This is a genomic window from Paenibacillus vortex V453, assembly GCF_000193415.1.
Lineage (GTDB): Bacteria > Bacillota > Bacilli > Paenibacillales > Paenibacillaceae > Paenibacillus_AQ > Paenibacillus_AQ glucanolyticus.
The window spans coordinates 100,168-116,239 of the sequence record NZ_ADHJ01000043.1 but is presented as its reverse complement, the minus strand read 5'-3'; the positions used below and the strand labels follow the sequence as shown (position 1 = coordinate 116,239).

Genomic DNA, 16,072 nt, shown 5'->3' with positions numbered 1-16,072 from the left:
GATAGGGAGGTAAGTTAAATGGCTAAAAAAGCACCAGAAATGGAAGAGTATAAATATGGTTTCCGCGACGAGCACAAAGCTATTTTTCAAACCGGTAAAGGTTTGACACGTGAAGTCGTTATGGAAATTTCCAAAATCAAGAACGAGCCGGAATGGATGCTGGAATTTCGCCTGAAATCACTGGAGCAGTTCGAGAAAATGCAAATGCCTCGCTGGGGCGGCGACCTCGACGAGCTCGATTTCAACGATATCCAGTATTATGTAAGACCTTCTGATAAGCAAGGGAAGACTTGGGAGGAAGTACCTACCGAGATCAAAGAAACCTTTGACAAATTAGGAATTCCGGAAGCAGAGCAGAAGTTCCTGGCCGGTGTATCCGCACAGTACGAATCCGAGGTTGTTTATCACAACATGCAGAAGGATCTTGAGGATCAAGGTGTCATCTTCATGGATACCGACACGGCGCTCAGAGAGCATCCGGAAATTTTGAGAGAATACTTTGCAACGGTGGTACCTCCAACGGATAACAAATTTGCTGCACTTAACAGTGCCGTATGGTCCGGCGGAAGCTTTATCTATGTTCCAAAAGGTGTAAAATGCGAAATTCCGCTGCAAGCATATTTCCGCATCAACTCCGAGAACATGGGACAGTTTGAGCGTACCCTGATCATTGCGGACGAAGATAGCTTTGTTCACTACGTAGAGGGCTGTACAGCTCCAATCTACAGCACGAACTCGCTTCACAGCGCGGTAGTTGAGATCATCTGTAAAAAGAACGCTCGCGTTCGTTATACAACGATCCAGAACTGGGCACCTAATATCTACAACCTCGTTACGAAGCGTGCGGTTGCTGAAGAGAATGCAACGATGGAATGGGTTGATGGCAACATCGGCTCCAAACTTACAATGAAATACCCAGCTGTTATTCTGAAAGGCCGCGGCGCTAAAGGGATGGTATTGTCCATCGCTGTAGCAGGTAAAGGCCAGCATCAGGATGCAGGGGCTAAAATGATTCACCTGGCACCGGATACAACGTCTACCATTGTATCCAAATCCATCAGCAAGCACGGCGGTAAAGTAACGTACCGCGGACTTGCCTCCTTCGGCCGCAACGCGGAAGGCGCCAAAGCCAACATTAAGTGTGACACACTCATATTGGATAACGAATCTACATCCGATACGATTCCTTACAATGAAATCAAGAACGATAATATCGTGCTGGAGCATGAAGCGACCGTATCCAAGGTTTCCGAGGATCAATTGTTCTACCTTATGAGCCGTGGTCTCAGTGAAGCTGAAGCTACACAAATGATCGTTATGGGCTTCATCGAACCGTTCACCAAAGAACTCCCAATGGAGTATGCGGTAGAGATGAATCGTCTTATCAAGTTCGAGATGGAAGGTTCCATCGGTTAAATCCTAAACACAGGGGCAAATCACTCACATGCGAGTGGTTTGCCCCTTTTTTTGCTTATTCCCGATTATTATAGCCCACAGAGAAGGGGAAAGCATGGTGTCCTTCTCCATTCATTTTGACAGGAACGGTCCCATGATGTATCTAGTGTGACTTTTATACTTGCGTGCTCAGGTTATCGGGATACGTCTTATATTCTGCCAGAAACCAGGAGGGATCGGATGTGAGAAATATCACACCTTCCCTTGAAAATATGAAAAGGTTCCCCGGTGGTGAATCTCTCATCCAGCCGGGGAACCTTTATTTCAAATGTATGTATCGAAATGAATTCGAAAAGGACGTAACCATAGAAAAACGCGGTTTACAGATTACAGGAGGATCTCCAGAATCGCCGTATTGTATTCCTTGGAAAGATCGATGAACCGGTCGTCGGTTTTCACCAACGGACGGAAGTAATCCGAGGGATTGTTCATCACAATAATGCCCGATTCACCGGTTGTCAGCTGAACTTTTTTGCCAATAAAGTTCGGAAGCATTTGCTGGATGAAGGCGTGTGTAGGCTTGCCGTTCAGCTTTCCGAAACTGAGGCTGTAGAGCTCCCGAAGAACGGTTAACAGCTGCTGCTTGGACTGATACACCCGGTTCGTTGTCATCGCGCTATATACATCCGCGACAGCACATATTTGGGCATATGGATGGATCTGATCTTCACGGAGTGCTCTGGGATAACCGGAGCCATCGTCCCGCTCATGGTGCTGCAGGGCAACCATTGCGGTAACCTTATCATTCATGGATTCCGAGATCATCTCGTAACCATAGATGGTGTGCAGCTTCACTTCCTCAAACTCTTCAGGGGTGAGCTTGCCAGGCTTGTCCAGTATATCTCTTGAAATCTTGCTCTTGCCAATGTCGTGGAGATAACCGGCTTTGCCAATATCGTAAGCTTCCTTTTGGGAATATCCCATCCAATCCGCTATATAGTACGATAACATTCCTACTTGAATGGAGTGCCGGTAGGTGTAATCATCTTTACCGTTAAAGAGGAGGAGGAGGGATACGACATCCGTATGCTCATCCAGAGAGCCGACCAAAGGTTTGAAGACATCGTCTACAACGGATTCATTGAACTTTCCGGACTGAGATGCTTCCGTGAACAGGGTGGAGCATCCGTTGAATGCGAGATTGAATTGTGGTTTCACCTTGTTGAATGAATCTGAAATTTCAGATAATGGATCGAGGGATACAGTCAATGCCCGTGGCTCTATTTCAATGTAATCGATGCCGTGCTGCAGCAGCTTGGATATATCCTCTATTCGAAGTGTTGCTCCTTTTTGTAGAACATGAACGCCGTTACTGTTGTAAGCATCATGCTGCATTTGATCACCGGGTATCAGGTCCGTGACATGTACTCTCAAATCATTGCACCTCTTGCCCTTATAGTAAGTAAAAAGATCAAAACTATCTTAGCAAGAAAATTATGGTTTTACAATGATATAATCACGACTTATTGCCTAATCATTGGGTCCCAGGGTCCAGTCTGCGGTCCTTTCCACTCCGACCCATCGTCCCATATCTCCTTCTTCCATATCGGGACGGAGCGCTTCAGCTGTTCGATGGCGTAGCGACTGGCATCATAACAGGATGCCCGATGGGGAGAGGACACGGCAATGACCACACTGGTTTCACCTATGCCGACGGTACCGATTCGATGAGAGATCGCGCATTGCGTACCAGGCCATTGTGAGAGAATGTCTGCACAGATTTGCTGCATTTCTTTTAATGCCATCGGAATGTAGGCCTCATATTCCAACGTAACCGTACGCATCTCGCCGGTCATTTCCCTGGTAGTTCCTATAAATGAAAGTGTAGCTCCATGATTTGCATCATGGACTTTGGCTACAGCCTCTTCTACAGACAGCTTGTCGGAAGTGATAAGGCAATTCCCATCCGTGGAGGACTTCGAGTCAGGGGCATCCCCCTCTGTTCCATCACCGCCGGATACAGGCGGAATGAGAGCAACCTCATCGCCAATCTGAATAAGCTGATCCGATAGGGCATATTCTTGATTGACCGCTACAAAAGCGGTGGCAATCTGGGATTTGGCATGAGGATAAGCTTCGCTGAGAAGCGACTTTAATTCTCCGGCTGTAAGCGGGAGGCCCGGTACGTTGAAGGCAAGCGAACTGGTGCCGATCCGATCAGCTAGTCCGGCGAATAGCAGTAAAGGAATGGTTGTCGACATCTTTATCACCTCGTAATTCTTATGGGCTACAATATACCATATTCTTCGCTAAAATGTTATGCTTGTAAGACCGGAAATTATCGTAAAACGAACATGGGGAGGGGGGCCGCCAGATGGGGATACAAGGCAATAAACAGACGCTTACCATACTGTATACCAACGATATACACAGCCATTTTGAAATGATGAGTAAGGTGGCGGCACTTATTTCCCGGGAAAAGACGGCTGCCGGCGATTCTGCTATCGTACTGGATATCGGTGATCATATGGACCGGGCTTCGGTGGAAACGGAAGGCTCCATGGGCCAAGCCAATGTGGATGTCATTAATCTGACAGGATACGACGCGATTACAATTGGCAATAATGAAGGGTTGACCATACCCTATGACATCTTGGAGAGTGTTTACGCCGGACTGCTATGTCCTGTCGTCTGCTGCAACATTCATGAGACTATAAGCGGCGCTCCTCCTTCATGGATGAAACAGCATGTCATCCTTGAGCGGGAAGGCATCCGAATCGGGCTGACTGGCGCAACCGCTGCTTTTGCAGGATTTTATCAATTGTTAGGCTGGGAAGCTGAGGATCCTGTGCAGGCCATTGCTGAACAAGTAGAGGCACTTCAGGACAAGTGCGACATCGTCATTGTCCTATCCCATTTAGGTCTAACGATTGATAAAAGATTGGCAGAGACTATCGAAGGCATTGATGTCATTCTTGGCGGTCATACCCATCATATTTTAGAGGAACCACTGATGATCGGAAATACCGCCGTATGCGGCGCAGGCAAATTCGGACAATATGTTGGTCGAATCGTTATGCAGCGCAGCCATGTGGAGGAGCGGTTTACTTGTATTGAGGGCAGCCTTCTGCCCGTTGACAAGAGCGTGATGGAGCCGATCGTCGAACAAGCGATCATGAGGCATCATGAGTTGGCAAGGGAGCGATTAACGGAGTCTGTTGCCGTTATAGATCGGAGTCTGCCGATCCATTATGAAGAGGAGTCGCCGTTTGCAAACCTGCTGGCTCAGGCCGTGCTTCAGCACACAGGGGCAGAACTTGCCATCGTTAACTCGGGACAGCTGCTCGGTCCATTGCCGGAGGGCGAGATCAGTACGGGAATGCTCCATGGTTTGTGTCCTTCCCCCATTAACCCCTGTGTAGTGAAGCTGCTTGGGGAACATATCTACCAGGCGCTTGAAGAGAGTCTACTCCAGGAGTTTAGCAGCAAGAAAATACTCGGTTTCGGCTTTCGCGGCTATATATTAGGCGGGCTTGCCGTAGACGGATTAAGCATTCACTACGATAAGCAGGGAGAGCCGTATCACAAGATCACCGATATCTCCATCCAGGGACAGCCGCTGGATCGACAACGTGAATATGAAGTGGGGACGCTGGACATGTTCACTTTCAAAATCGGATACGAGACGCTGGCACTTGGCAAGGATACGGTTTACATGCTGCCGGAGTTTATCCGAGATTTGCTGCGAAAAGAACTCTCGCGCCCCGGCTCGCTTGAAGAGACCTTGATTTCACGCTGGATATCCTGACAACCCCCGACTAACTTCCTTTGGCCGAGCATACATATGAGGACAAAGGTTAGGGAGGGGATGGACATGGATTTTATAACAGCTATTATACTGGGGATTGTGGAAGGATTAACGGAATTCATTCCGGTGTCTTCCACAGGCCACATGATTTTGACAGCCAAGGTGTTAGGGTACGATGATCAAACAGCGATCATGAAGACATTTGAAATTGTTATTCAGCTTGGCGCTATTTTGGCGATTGCGATTGTTTACTGGAATCGTATTCTGAACCTGCTGGGCTGGAGTCGAAGTGAATCTTTGAACAAAAAGGCGCCGCGCAAAAAACTGAATCTGATTCATGTATTTTTGGGCATTGCTCCAGCGCTGCTGGTAGCGTTTTTTGCGAGGGATTTCATCAAGAGCCTCTTTCATGCCCAAACCGTGTTATTTGCACTTGTTGCGGGCGGTATTTTCATGATATTTGCAGAATGGTACAACAAAAATAAAGTCCAAGTGACTTCACACGATCTGGACGAATTGACATACAAGCAGGCACTTCTGATTGGTGTCTATCAGATCATATCGGTATTATGGCCGGGCTTTTCCCGTTCGGGCTCGACCATCTCCGGCGGCATGCTCAGCGGAGTGAGTTACAAGGCATCGGCCGATTTCTCTTTTCTTATCGCAATTCCTATTATGTGTGCTGCATCCGGTTATGAATTGCTGGATTCTTATCCATATTTTACTTCAGATACGATTGGTGTATTTCTCGCCGGATTTATCGTTTCGTTTGTTGTCGCTTATTTTGTCGTCTTGGCCTTCATGAAGCTTATACAGAAGATACGTCTCACTCATTTCGCGATCTACCGTTTTGTTCTCGCCGCTGTTTTCTGGCTGTTTATTATGCACTAGAGATCGTAGGCACAAGAGGTGGTCCGGCTTCTTCGTATAGTGATCGACTGAAGACTAGACGCTATATCCCACACAAGTTTGAGAATAGCAGAGGAAGTGACGGATTTGCGTCTTATACCTATCCATGCGTTGAGGCCGGGAATGGTACTTGGTAAAAGAATATACAATAGCGACGGTTTGGTCCTGCTTGCTGAAGGTGTTGAACTGACGACTGGACTGATCCGCCGACTTGGCACATTAGAATTGGGATATGTATATATCGAGGATGCGGTGACAGAGGATATCGTGGTTCCGGAGTTATTGACGGAAGAAACACGGCTTCAGGCGATTCGGTCGATTCGAACCAGCTTCAAGAACCTGGAGAGTCAAGCGAGTCTGAAAGGCAGCTTTCTTCATTTGGGCAAGACATTTTCGGGAATGATGGAATCGATCATGGATGAAATATCGGGACATGATGAGTGTATGGTGCTGCTGACCGATATGAATACGAATGATTACAATCTGTACCGCCATTCCTTAAACGTATGTTTATATTCAACGGTTCTTGGCGTGTCCTACGGATATAACCGGGAGGAGCTTCGAGTTCTCGGTCTGGGGGCTCTGCTCCATGATATTGGAAAAACCAGGATTTCCCAGAAGCTTCTGCAGCATCCCGGGCGGCTTAGCGAGGATGAATTTCGCGAGATCCAGAAGCATACCGAAATCGGGTTCAAAATATTAAAGGACGAGCCCAATATTCCGCTGTTATCGGCTCATTGCGCGCTGTCGCATCATGAGCGTCTGGACGGCAGCGGTTATCCAAGAGCATTGAAAGGCCCTGATATCCATGAATATGCCAAATGGATTGCCATTACGGATTCTTACGATGCGATGACAACGCAGCGGGTGTACAAGCCTGCCTTACTGCCGCATGAAGCGGTAGAAGTCATGTATGCCGGGTCGGGAACGCTGTATGAACAGCAATTTCTGGCCATGTTCCGCGACCGCGTAGCAATATATCCTCCAGGGATAACGGTGAAGCTGCACACGGGTGAAAGCGGGGTTGTATCCAAAATCCACGCGCATGTGCCCCATCGGCCGGTGGTTCGTGTCTTAACGGATGGGGACGGAACGCCGCTCTCGGCTCCGTACGAATTGGATTTATCCGAAACCTTGGCGATCATGATTGCCGGAATCGGACAGAGCACCATAGATCAAACTTGACTATAAGGAGGTTGACTCGTGAAACGTAACGGCCGTACAACATTGCTGCATACATGGGGGCGACAGATATATCGCTACCGTAAAGCCGTTGTTGTAACTTGGCTTATTTTGTTTTGCGGGCTGCTTCCTTTTGCATTTAAACTTCCTTCTATATTGCAGCATAACGGATTTACACCGGAGGATAGTCCCGCCCAGATCGGGATTGAAAAGCTGGAGGAAGGGCTGGGACTTTCGGCAGCCTCGCTGGATATTGTCGTGGTCAGCAACAGTGATGAGAACCTGACAACAGGCATGGCGCAGAGGCGTATTCTAACGGAGCTGGAGCCTTTGCGTTCCCGTCCTTACGTGAGAGATATCTATATGAATATGGCAGCTCATAGAGCCGGTCAGGACCATATCGTATCGGTGACGGTGCTGCTGGACCTGGACTCCTCGGAAGCCCTGTTACAGTTTGATGAGATTAGGGAATCGGTCCCTGCCATTACGGGAGCGGATACTTACATAACCGGAAATACGGCCATATTCGCCGATATGAATGAAGCTGTCAAAAGCGACATAATCCAAGCCGAGATGATTGGCATACCTGCAGCTTTGATCATTTTGGCCGTGGTCTTCGGCACATTGACCGCGGCGATCCTTCCGCTGATCGCAGGCGTGGTCAGCGTGGTTGTTACGATGGGGCTCCTGTATTTTGTTGCCATGGCTGACGGTTCGATCAGTAATTTTCTTCCGAATGTTGTCACGATGCTGGGTCTGGCTGTAGGTATTGATTATGCTCTGATCGTAGTAAGCCGATTCAAAGAAGAGATGCAAGCGCGCAGCGGAGACGTGGAAAGTGCCTTGGCCGTCACTTGTGCAACAGCCGGCAAAGCGGTCATGTTCTCCGGAGCCGCTGTATTGATCGGTTTTGTGGCCATGGGTTTTATCAATCTGCCGATTTTCCGTTCCTTTAGCCTTGGCGGCATTACGGTGGTGCTGTTATCGGTTCTGGCAGGCAACACGCTTCTTCCCGCACTGTTGGGGCTACTGGGACCCCGCATTCATACACTCCCTCTATTCCCGGCCAAATTCCGGCACTTCCGTGCACAGCAGACTTCAGGCATGTGGAGAAAACTATCCAGGTTTGTCATGGCTCATCCTGTGACGATCTCGATAGCTGTGATCGGTGCGCTTCTGCTGGCCATTTATCCGGTACGAAACATGAACATCGAGATCCCGGCTGCCGAGGTTCTGCCTCCAGCCTATGAATCCCGTTATGGTCATGACCTGCTTGCACAGGCTTATGATGAGCGTGAACTAAACTCCATCGTTGTTGCTGTGGAGCTGCCTGCCTCTTATGAGGATTTGCGCAGCATCGAGCAGATGAAGGCATATACGGATGAAATCAGGATCATGCCGGGCGTGAAGCGGGTGGAGAGCTATCTGAGCATCGGGCGGGGGTCCATCGATGAAGTGTCCAAGTATTTGTCTCGTGCAGATATCCGCCAGCAGCTGGAACAGCATCGTTTCGTAAGGGGAGAGATGGCCGCAGTAGCTGTGATTCCGGAATACGGTGAATCTCATGCGTTAACAACGCAGCTTGTCCGGGATTTGAGAACGATGGATGCGTTGGGCCTGACAACCTATGTAACAGGTAGCCCTGCTTATAAACTGGACATCATTGACGTTATTCATCAGAATATTCTGTTTGTCCTTACCTTTGTATTTGTAGTGACTTACGTCATTCTCCTTATAGCGTTCCGATCGATGGTGCTCCCGTTAAAAGCGAGTGTGATGAACCTGCTCAGCCTTGGTGCGGGACTCGGGATCGTTGTGTGGGTATTTCAAGAGGGGATAGGCGCAGAATGGCTGGGCGTGTCCTCAACAGGATCCATTTTTGCACTTTTGCCGATACTGATATTCTGTGTTGTGTTTGGCATATCCATGGACTATGAAGTCATGATGCTCTCTCGGATTATGGAGAACTATGAGCGGACGGGGGATAATGAATACAGCACAGCCGAAGGTCTGGAGAGCACGGGTGGGCTGATCACAAGTGCTGCCCTGATTCTGGCTGTCGTTGTGGGTGCCTTTGTATTTACGGATAATGAAGTCATGAAAGCAATCGGTTTAGGTTTAACTGCGGCTGTTCTTCTGGATGCTACGGTGATTCGTGTTTTGCTTGTTCCTGCATTCATGAAAATGCTGGGCAGAGCCAATTGGTGGAGTCCAAACTGGATGTTTCCTCGATATAAGCCTGCTGCCAGGGATACGCCTGATCGCGGAAGGGAAACCGGCTGATATTCTCTAAGAATGAAACACAAGCCTTCTGTACGGGTATGTTATAATCATATAATGGGCATGATCAACAACCGTAAGTACATCCATGTAAGTTGTACTGATAGAATCGGTAATTCAAAGAAGTAAGGTGAGTGAACCATGAGTAATACAGCACAGCCATTTCCATCAGCCTTGAGGCCCATTTCGCCGAGTTATGATCCGTGGGATCCGATAACTTCATTGCGTGAGCATGGCCGCCATGTGCTGACCAGCGTGGAAATGACAGTGACGCATCTTTGTAATATGCGCTGTGAACATTGCGCTGTTGGCGATATGCTTGTCATGAAGGAAGCTCCGATGCTGCCACTTGATACCATGCTGAGGCGGCTCGACGAGGTAGAGCATCTGCAGACGATCAGTTTGACCGGTGGGGAACCGGCATTTCTCGGCAAGACGGTGGACAACGTGATTGTTCCCCTTCTTAAGTATGCCAGGGATCGGGGAATTCGGACCCAGATGAACTCTAATTTGACGCTCGATATCAGCCGTTACGAGAAGATGCTGCCCTATCTGGATGTTATGCATATCTCCTTTAATTATTTGAACGGGGACGACTTCTATGAAGTCGGATTTGCGAATAGTGCGCGTCCTGTTTCTAAGGAAACAGCATACAAGTATAGTATGATACGATGCTTCTCAATTCGGAAAAATTGAGTGCGGGCGGGAATGTACATCTCCGCTGAATCCATGATTAACTATCGAACGCATACCAAATTGGGAGGCATTCACAGGTTGATTAAGGACATGGGCGCTAAGCGGCATGAAGTCCATCCGATGTATGCATCGAACTTTGCTTCTGCTCTGCCTGTGTTGTCCTTAGCGGATACGAAGGCCGCCATTCAGCATTTGCTGGATGTGCGCGACCCTGAGATCTGGATGCTGTTCGGAACGCTGCCTTTTTATGCGTGCAGCTTCGATGCTAACGATCAGGAGATCATCCGCCGCCTGCGGCAAGAGCCTAATGTAACGGTTCGCAATGATCCGGATGGTCGCAACCGGGTGAATGTGAATTTATTCTCGGGTGACGTGTATGTTACGGATTTTGCTGATATCCCGGCTTTTGGTAATATTAAGGAACAGAAGCTGGACGATATTTTTGACGAATGGTCGACCGGCCACCCGTTAAATCAAACCGTCAACTGTCATTGTGATGCAGTAAGCTGCTGCGGCCCGAATTTGTTGGTAGCTGACATGTACTATCGGGGTGTGGATTTCAAGTCAAGAAAAGCACAGACAAACTAGAACCCTAGAAAGAAGGCGTGTCATCATGGCAGAGGAATTTGAGGTCGGGCAACTGATTTTGAATTTACTCTTGGTTTTCCTGCTCGTTTTGTTGAACGGTGTGTTTGTAGCTGCGGAGTTTTCACTTGTGAAGATGCGTCAATCCCGGTTGACCCAGCTCGTTAGTGAAGGCAACCGGCTTGCAGGTATTGCGCTGAAAGTTAACCAAAAGCTGGATGCGTATTTATCCGCGACTCAGCTTGGAATCACCTTGACTTCACTGGGTTTGGGCTGGATTGGGGAACCTGCAATTTCGGATTTGCTGGTAGCGCCGATTATGCACAGTATTGGCTTTACGGATGAGCGATTGATCAGCACAATCTCCGTTGCAGTCGGCTTCTGTATTATCACCTTCCTGCATATTGTATTAGGGGAGCTTGCCCCTAAATCAATTGCGATTCAGCGAACGGAGGGGACGGCACTGATCCTGTCGGCTCCGCTGCTCTGGTTTTACCGCATTTTTCTGCCGGTGATCTGGATACTCAATGCGTCCGCAAACCGTATCCTCAAGCTGGCCGGTATTCAGCCGGTAAGCGAAGCTGAGGCGGCCCACTCGGAAGAAGAGATTCGAATTCTGATGAACGAGAGTGCAAAGAGCGGGGTCATCGATGAGAATGAGATGAAGCTGATGGACAACCTGTTCGATTTCTCCGACTTGCGAGCCAGGGAAATCATGCTGCCGAGAACCGATATGGACGTTCTGTTCACGAATCTTACGTTGGAAGAGAACTTGCAGATTGTCAGCGAGACGAAGCATTCCCGTTATCCGGTTGCAACGGACAACAAGGACCGCATCATCGGATTTGTTCATATTACGGATCTTTTACTCGCCGATCCTGAGAAACAGCGTGATCTGGCCAGCTTGGTCAGACCGATTATGGACGTATCGGAATCGACGGAGATCAGCAAGGTGCTTCGTCAGATGCAAGCGAAGCATGAGCAGCTTGCTCTTGTGATAGATGAGTATGGGGGAACTGCCGGCATACTCACAGCCGAGAAGATTCTGGAAGAGATCGTCGGTGACTTGTACGATGAATTTGAAGATGAACGTCCGGAAATGGAAGTGTACGATGAGTACTTTTCGGTGGATGGGCGAATGCTCATTGAAGAAGTGAATGATTTAACCGGATTAATGATTGAGGAGCATAATGTTGATTCCATTGGCGGCTGGTTATTCAAGGAACTTGAAGGTAATCCGGCAGTCGGGAAGAAAACAACATTCGATGGAGTGGTCTTCGAGGTGGAGGAGTCAACCCGTTTTCGTGTAAACCGCGTCATGATTCATCAGAAGCTGGATAGCAGCTTCACTTAGAACTAGCAAGACTCTATTTGTTAGGAAGTGGATTATGTCGATTAAGCAGCTGATATTTATCGGCCTGGGGCTCTTCTTGCTGTACGGAATGTTTACGGTGGGAGCTCCCTTCTTGTTGGCCATTGTCATTGCTATTGCACTGGAGCCGTTAAATCGGCTCTTAATGAAAAGGCTGCGGCTCAATCGGATCGCGGCGGCCACCGCTACAAGCACACTGTTCCTTCTCTTGCTGCTGCTGTTAGCCTATTTAATCGGCCTGCAGGTGTTTAACCAGCTGGTTGAGTACTGGAGCCGGGCTCCGCAATATTTTGAAGGGGCTAACGAATTCCTTCAGCATACGATTATACAAGCTCAAGACATGCTGAACGGCATTTCGCCGGGACTTGCAGACAGTCTGACCGAGTTTATGTCGAATATTTCTTCCTATGTGCAGTCGCTTGTCAATTCGGTATCATCGACATTCCTGTCCTTTGCCAAAACATTGCCTAACCTGTTTGTAACCTTCATCGTGTTCTGCGTGGCCGTGTACTTATTTGCCTTCAGTCTGGATACGATGCGAGAAAGAGTGCTCTCCTTGTTTGATGAGACATCGCAGTCGCAGGTGAATGAAGTGCTGCTCAGCCTGAAAAAATCAATTTTCGGATTTTTACGGGCACAGCTGATACTCAGTCTGTTTACATATGTGATCACACTGCTGGGCTTGCTGATATTAGGGATTAACTACCCGCTGGCAATCGCTCTGCTTGTTACGATTGTCGACATTCTTCCGATTCTGGGCGTAGGGTCCGTATTGGTGCCATGGTCGGTGTATCTGCTTGCAACAGGTGATGTTTTCACAGGGCTCGGCTTGATCTTCCTGTTCATTCTGATTACGGTGATCCGCCGTGTATTGGAACCGAAGGTCATCGGTGATGCTGTTGGTATAGGCGCATTACCTGCTCTGGTCAGCATGTATGTCGGATTTAAGCTGGTTGGCGTCATCGGATTTTTTATCGGTCCATTAGTCGTCATTATCTACTCAGCGATGCGCAAAGCAGGCTTGTTCCAAATCAAAATTAAATTTTAAGGACAACTTGAAAAGAACCCTTTTCCCGGAAATATTCCAGAGATGAGGGTTTTTTTGTCAATTTGGAGTTCATTTTCTGGGCGAAGGACATATGTTAATTACGAAGAGTCCTTGATATTACGGATAGTAAAACATAAGGAGGAATACCCTTGAAGGAGAATCCAGAGGTACGTGTCTACCCGGTTTTTCATTCCCCGTTTGATCCTTGCCCTCCCAAACTCTACAGATCGTACGTAGTCCCTGTTAACCAGTATATCGTATTTCAACCGGCTGGACTGCCACAATTCAGCCCTGCCGAAGCGTTGAGATACGGAACGTTGTGGCCATCCTTATATAGTCCGTATACCTCGCGAAAATTTAAAGGAGAGTGAGCGGCGTGAATGAAGCCAAACCCCAGGTTGGTGATCTGAAGTATTACGAATTGCTGGAGCAGCTGCAGGCATTGGATTTTGTCCTGGTGGAGCTGAATCTGTTTTTGGATACTCATCCGGATGACCTGAAGAGTATTGAGCAGTTTAACAAGCTGACACAGGAAAGAACGGTACTTGCGAAGCAATTTCAAGAGCTGTATGGACCCCTGCAAAATTTTGGCCGTGCATTTTCTAAATATCCCTTTGAATGGGCTCAAGGCCCCTGGCCTTGGCAGGTTTAATGGTGCCGTCACTCGGGCTGCAACTTCCTTCACGAACGGCATGCAGCCCTAAAGATTAGGAAAAGCGAGAACAAGGAGGCGGAAGAGCCCATGTGGGTATATGAAAAGAAGCTTCAATATCCGGTCCGTGTAAGTAAATGTGATCCAAGAATGGCGAAGTTCTTGATTGAGCAGTACGGAGGTGCCGATGGCGAGCTGGCGGCAGCGCTCCGCTACCTGAATCAGCGATATACCATTCCTGACAAGGTCATTGGGCTGCTTAATGATATCGGGACTGAAGAATTCGCACATCTTGAGATGATTGCCACCATGGTATTTAAATTAACGAAGGATGCAACGGTGTCGGAGATGGAAGCTGCAGGACTCGGCGCTCACTACGTGAATCACGACCATGCGCTGTATTATGAGAATGCCGGAGGTGTACCATGGACGGCAGCCTATATACAGGCCAAAGGCGATCCTATCGCGGATTTGTATGAGGACATTGCCGCAGAAGAGAAAGCGCGGGCTACATACCAGTGGTTGATCGATATGACGGATGATGTGGATTTGCAGGACGGTCTTAAATTTTTACGGGAACGTGAAATCATTCATGCCATCCGTTTCCGGGAGGCGGTAGAGATTATTAAGGATGATCGGGCGACAAAGAAGGTTTTTTAAATAGGGAATACATAAAGTCCCACCGGCAGCCTGCCGGTGGGACTTTATGTATCTTACTGCATCTGTAGGCTGAACTGAGGTTCCGTTCGGAGGTAGTAGTTGCCCCTAACCTCCGCAGTCCAGTTGGCAAAGACCTCTCTCCATTGCACGCTGCCAAAAAATTCATCCACGGTCTGATTGTCGGAGTCCCATTCCACGAAAATGTTCAGCGGCGTGATGCCGCCTGCCCAGATCCCATTGGTGGTATCGGTCCCCCGCTCCCTGACCAACAAGATCGGAAGGCCAAATTGGAAAGCCATCGACGGTTCGATCTGTGAAAAGGTAGAGCCCTGCCAAAACGGCGTGGTTGTTGGCGGCTGCCCGACGTTAGCTTCCAGGATCTGCACAAAAAATCTTCGGAAGTTGATAGCCAGCATACCGTAGCTGGAGATGACCAGACGACGGATGTTGGTCAGCACCGTCTCGGGATACTGCTCACTCTGCGGCAGGGTGCGTGGAAATAACAAAGCGTCCTCAATTTCCAAAACCAGCCGGTTGAAAAATTGCTGCTGCACGTTGTTCAACGAATTGGCCGTGCTCAAAAAGATTGGAATCCGAAAAGCCCGATCGATGCATTCGTTGTATGCGGCGCTCACTTGTTGGGCAGCGGGGGCGTTTGCTTGACTCGTAGAAGAAGATGCGTGATGAATGCGCACAGTGGGAAACTCCTGGATCCGGGCGAGCGGGGGAAGTTTTTTTAAGGGGATGTGCTTGGGTTTGGCTTTCGCTTTTGCATGATTCATGGTTTTCGGGCTCCTTCATCGGCAAAATCAAATATATCCCAGTCTATGTACGTTCGCCTAGTTTAGACACAGGCTGGACTGGCTGACGGAGGAAAATAATCGACAATGACTCTGTCCGATTTGCTTTTTGCTTACGCAATGAACAAATAAGGCCAGGCTAATATCTGCCAGACTGTCCTGTATATGATGGAGCTTCGGCGGTTGCCTTTGCCTAGTGATTCAGTCAGTAAGTACCTGCCGGGATGGCGCCGTCTAACGGTGGCAGTCGGTATTGTGCGCAGCTACGCTGTTCATCTGGCGCACGTGTCCGAAGTAACCAGGTCGAAGATTACCTTTCAACGGCCAGCGATACCCAGACAATCAGAATATAGAATAGCAGAGGGATCGTGATTCCCATCGCCATGAGGAGCCACACCAGCGGCGTTCTGATCATCTCCTTAACAATCACGATCGGGCTGCGGACATACCTCCCTCTTTTTAGACGGCTGACTATTCGCTTAAGAATGGCAGCCTGTTCGTCTGAATTATATCGATTGAGCTCTGTCGCCAGTTCGGCTTCCAGTTGCTCGATTTGCTGCGCAGCGGCGGATTCCTGAGTTCCCGGCACGTCGATCATCCTTTCACATTAACTCATTATCTTTATAACAACGATTAAGCTCCCCTGGTTACGCATACTTTATAGGCTGAAGTCCAAAAGTATATA

Annotated in this window: 14 protein-coding genes and 1 pseudogene; 11 read left to right on the top strand and 4 right to left on the bottom strand. The window is 48.6% G+C overall.

The window, feature by feature from the left end:
* Positions 1 to 18 precede the first annotated feature (18 nt).
* Positions 19 to 1,416 carry a Fe-S cluster assembly protein SufB gene (gene sufB, locus PVOR_RS23775; protein WP_006212076.1) on the top strand — a complete coding sequence of 466 codons (1,398 nt, stop codon included), beginning with the start codon at positions 19 to 21 and terminating at the stop codon, positions 1,414 to 1,416.
* Between the two features lie 366 nt (positions 1,417 to 1,782).
* On the opposite strand, the gene PVOR_RS23770 is transcribed toward sufB, so the two are convergent.
* Together PVOR_RS23770 and moaD are read right to left on the bottom strand one after the other, a co-directional pair.
* The gene (locus PVOR_RS23770) at positions 1,783 to 2,829 is read right to left on the bottom strand and encodes an HD-GYP domain-containing protein (protein ID WP_006212075.1); all 1,047 of its coding nucleotides are present in this window, start codon (positions 2,827 to 2,829) and stop codon (positions 1,783 to 1,785) included.
* Positions 2,830 to 2,918: 89 nt separating this feature from the next.
* Positions 2,919 to 3,656: a molybdopterin converting factor subunit 1 gene (moaD, locus tag PVOR_RS23765; RefSeq protein ID WP_006212074.1), complete on the bottom strand. Its 738-nt coding sequence runs from the start codon at positions 3,654 to 3,656 to the stop codon at positions 2,919 to 2,921.
* A 113-nt stretch (positions 3,657 to 3,769) separates the two neighbouring features.
* Here moaD and PVOR_RS23760 point away from each other — a divergent pair, with 113 nt between their 5' ends.
* The 10 genes and pseudogenes from PVOR_RS23760 to PVOR_RS23720 all read left to right on the top strand — a co-directional run bounded on the left by PVOR_RS23760 (position 3,770) and on the right by PVOR_RS23720 (position 14,587).
* Entirely contained in the window at positions 3,770 to 5,203 is a 1,434-nt protein-coding gene (locus PVOR_RS23760; RefSeq protein ID WP_006212073.1) for a bifunctional metallophosphatase/5'-nucleotidase, read from the top strand.
* Between the two features lie 66 nt (positions 5,204 to 5,269).
* Positions 5,270 to 6,094 carry an undecaprenyl-diphosphate phosphatase gene (locus PVOR_RS23755; RefSeq protein ID WP_006212072.1) on the top strand — a complete coding sequence of 275 codons (825 nt, stop codon included), beginning with the start codon at positions 5,270 to 5,272 and terminating at the stop codon, positions 6,092 to 6,094.
* 105 nt (positions 6,095 to 6,199) lie between these two features.
* Entirely contained in the window at positions 6,200 to 7,297 is a 1,098-nt protein-coding gene (locus PVOR_RS23750) for an HD-GYP domain-containing protein (protein ID WP_040680931.1), read from the top strand.
* 18 nt (positions 7,298 to 7,315) lie between these two features.
* Positions 7,316 to 9,577, top strand: a complete 2,262-nt coding sequence (locus PVOR_RS23745) for an MMPL family transporter (protein ID WP_006212070.1) — start codon at positions 7,316 to 7,318, stop codon at positions 9,575 to 9,577.
* Positions 9,578 to 9,715: 138 nt separating this feature from the next.
* Positions 9,716 to 10,858: pseudogene (yfkAB, locus tag PVOR_RS23740) on the top strand (radical SAM/CxCxxxxC motif protein YfkAB).
* Positions 10,859 to 10,883: 25 nt separating this feature from the next.
* Positions 10,884 to 12,209 (top strand): hemolysin family protein, encoded by a 1,326-nt coding sequence (locus PVOR_RS23735; RefSeq protein ID WP_006212069.1) that lies wholly within the window; start codon positions 10,884 to 10,886, stop codon positions 12,207 to 12,209.
* A gap of 34 nt (positions 12,210 to 12,243) precedes the next feature.
* Entirely contained in the window at positions 12,244 to 13,275 is a 1,032-nt protein-coding gene (ytvI, locus tag PVOR_RS23730; protein ID WP_006212068.1) for a sporulation integral membrane protein YtvI, read from the top strand.
* A 149-nt stretch (positions 13,276 to 13,424) separates the two neighbouring features.
* A complete protein-coding gene (locus PVOR_RS29895; protein ID WP_006212067.1) occupies positions 13,425 to 13,646 on the top strand; it encodes a spore coat associated protein CotJA in 222 nt (73 codons plus the stop codon).
* Between the two features lie 5 nt (positions 13,647 to 13,651).
* Positions 13,652 to 13,927 (top strand): spore coat protein CotJB, encoded by a 276-nt coding sequence (locus tag PVOR_RS23725; RefSeq protein ID WP_006212066.1) that lies wholly within the window; start codon positions 13,652 to 13,654, stop codon positions 13,925 to 13,927.
* A gap of 90 nt (positions 13,928 to 14,017) precedes the next feature.
* Complete coding sequence (locus PVOR_RS23720; protein WP_006212065.1) at positions 14,018 to 14,587, top strand: manganese catalase family protein; 570 nt, start codon at positions 14,018 to 14,020, stop codon at positions 14,585 to 14,587.
* Between the two features lie 53 nt (positions 14,588 to 14,640).
* Here PVOR_RS23720 and PVOR_RS23715 read toward each other — a convergent pair whose 3' ends face one another.
* Entirely contained in the window at positions 14,641 to 15,369 is a 729-nt protein-coding gene (locus PVOR_RS23715; RefSeq protein ID WP_006212064.1) for a hypothetical protein, read from the bottom strand.
* 328 nt (positions 15,370 to 15,697) lie between these two features.
* Entirely contained in the window at positions 15,698 to 15,985 is a 288-nt protein-coding gene (locus PVOR_RS23710) for a hypothetical protein (RefSeq protein WP_006212062.1), read from the bottom strand.
* Between the last annotated feature and the right edge of the window lie 87 nt (positions 15,986 to 16,072).

Excerpts from the sequence above, each read along its gene's own strand:
- PVOR_RS23715 (WP_006212064.1), bottom strand. The coding sequence starts at position 15,369 with ATGAATCATGCAAAAGCGAAAGCCAAACCCAAGCACATCCCCTTAAAA.
- sufB (WP_006212076.1), top strand. The coding sequence starts at position 19 with ATGGCTAAAAAAGCACCAGAAATGGAAGAGTATAAATATGGTTTCCGC.
- PVOR_RS23710 (WP_006212062.1), bottom strand. The coding sequence starts at position 15,985 with ATGATCGACGTGCCGGGAACTCAGGAATCCGCCGCTGCGCAGCAAATC.
- moaD (WP_006212074.1), bottom strand. The coding sequence starts at position 3,656 with ATGTCGACAACCATTCCTTTACTGCTATTCGCCGGACTAGCTGATCGG.
- PVOR_RS23760 (WP_006212073.1), top strand. The coding sequence starts at position 3,770 with ATGGGGATACAAGGCAATAAACAGACGCTTACCATACTGTATACCAAC.
- PVOR_RS23735 (WP_006212069.1), top strand. The coding sequence starts at position 10,884 with ATGGCAGAGGAATTTGAGGTCGGGCAACTGATTTTGAATTTACTCTTG.
- PVOR_RS23720 (WP_006212065.1), top strand. The coding sequence starts at position 14,018 with ATGTGGGTATATGAAAAGAAGCTTCAATATCCGGTCCGTGTAAGTAAA.
- PVOR_RS23755 (WP_006212072.1), top strand. The coding sequence starts at position 5,270 with ATGGATTTTATAACAGCTATTATACTGGGGATTGTGGAAGGATTAACG.
- ytvI (WP_006212068.1), top strand. The coding sequence starts at position 12,244 with ATGTCGATTAAGCAGCTGATATTTATCGGCCTGGGGCTCTTCTTGCTG.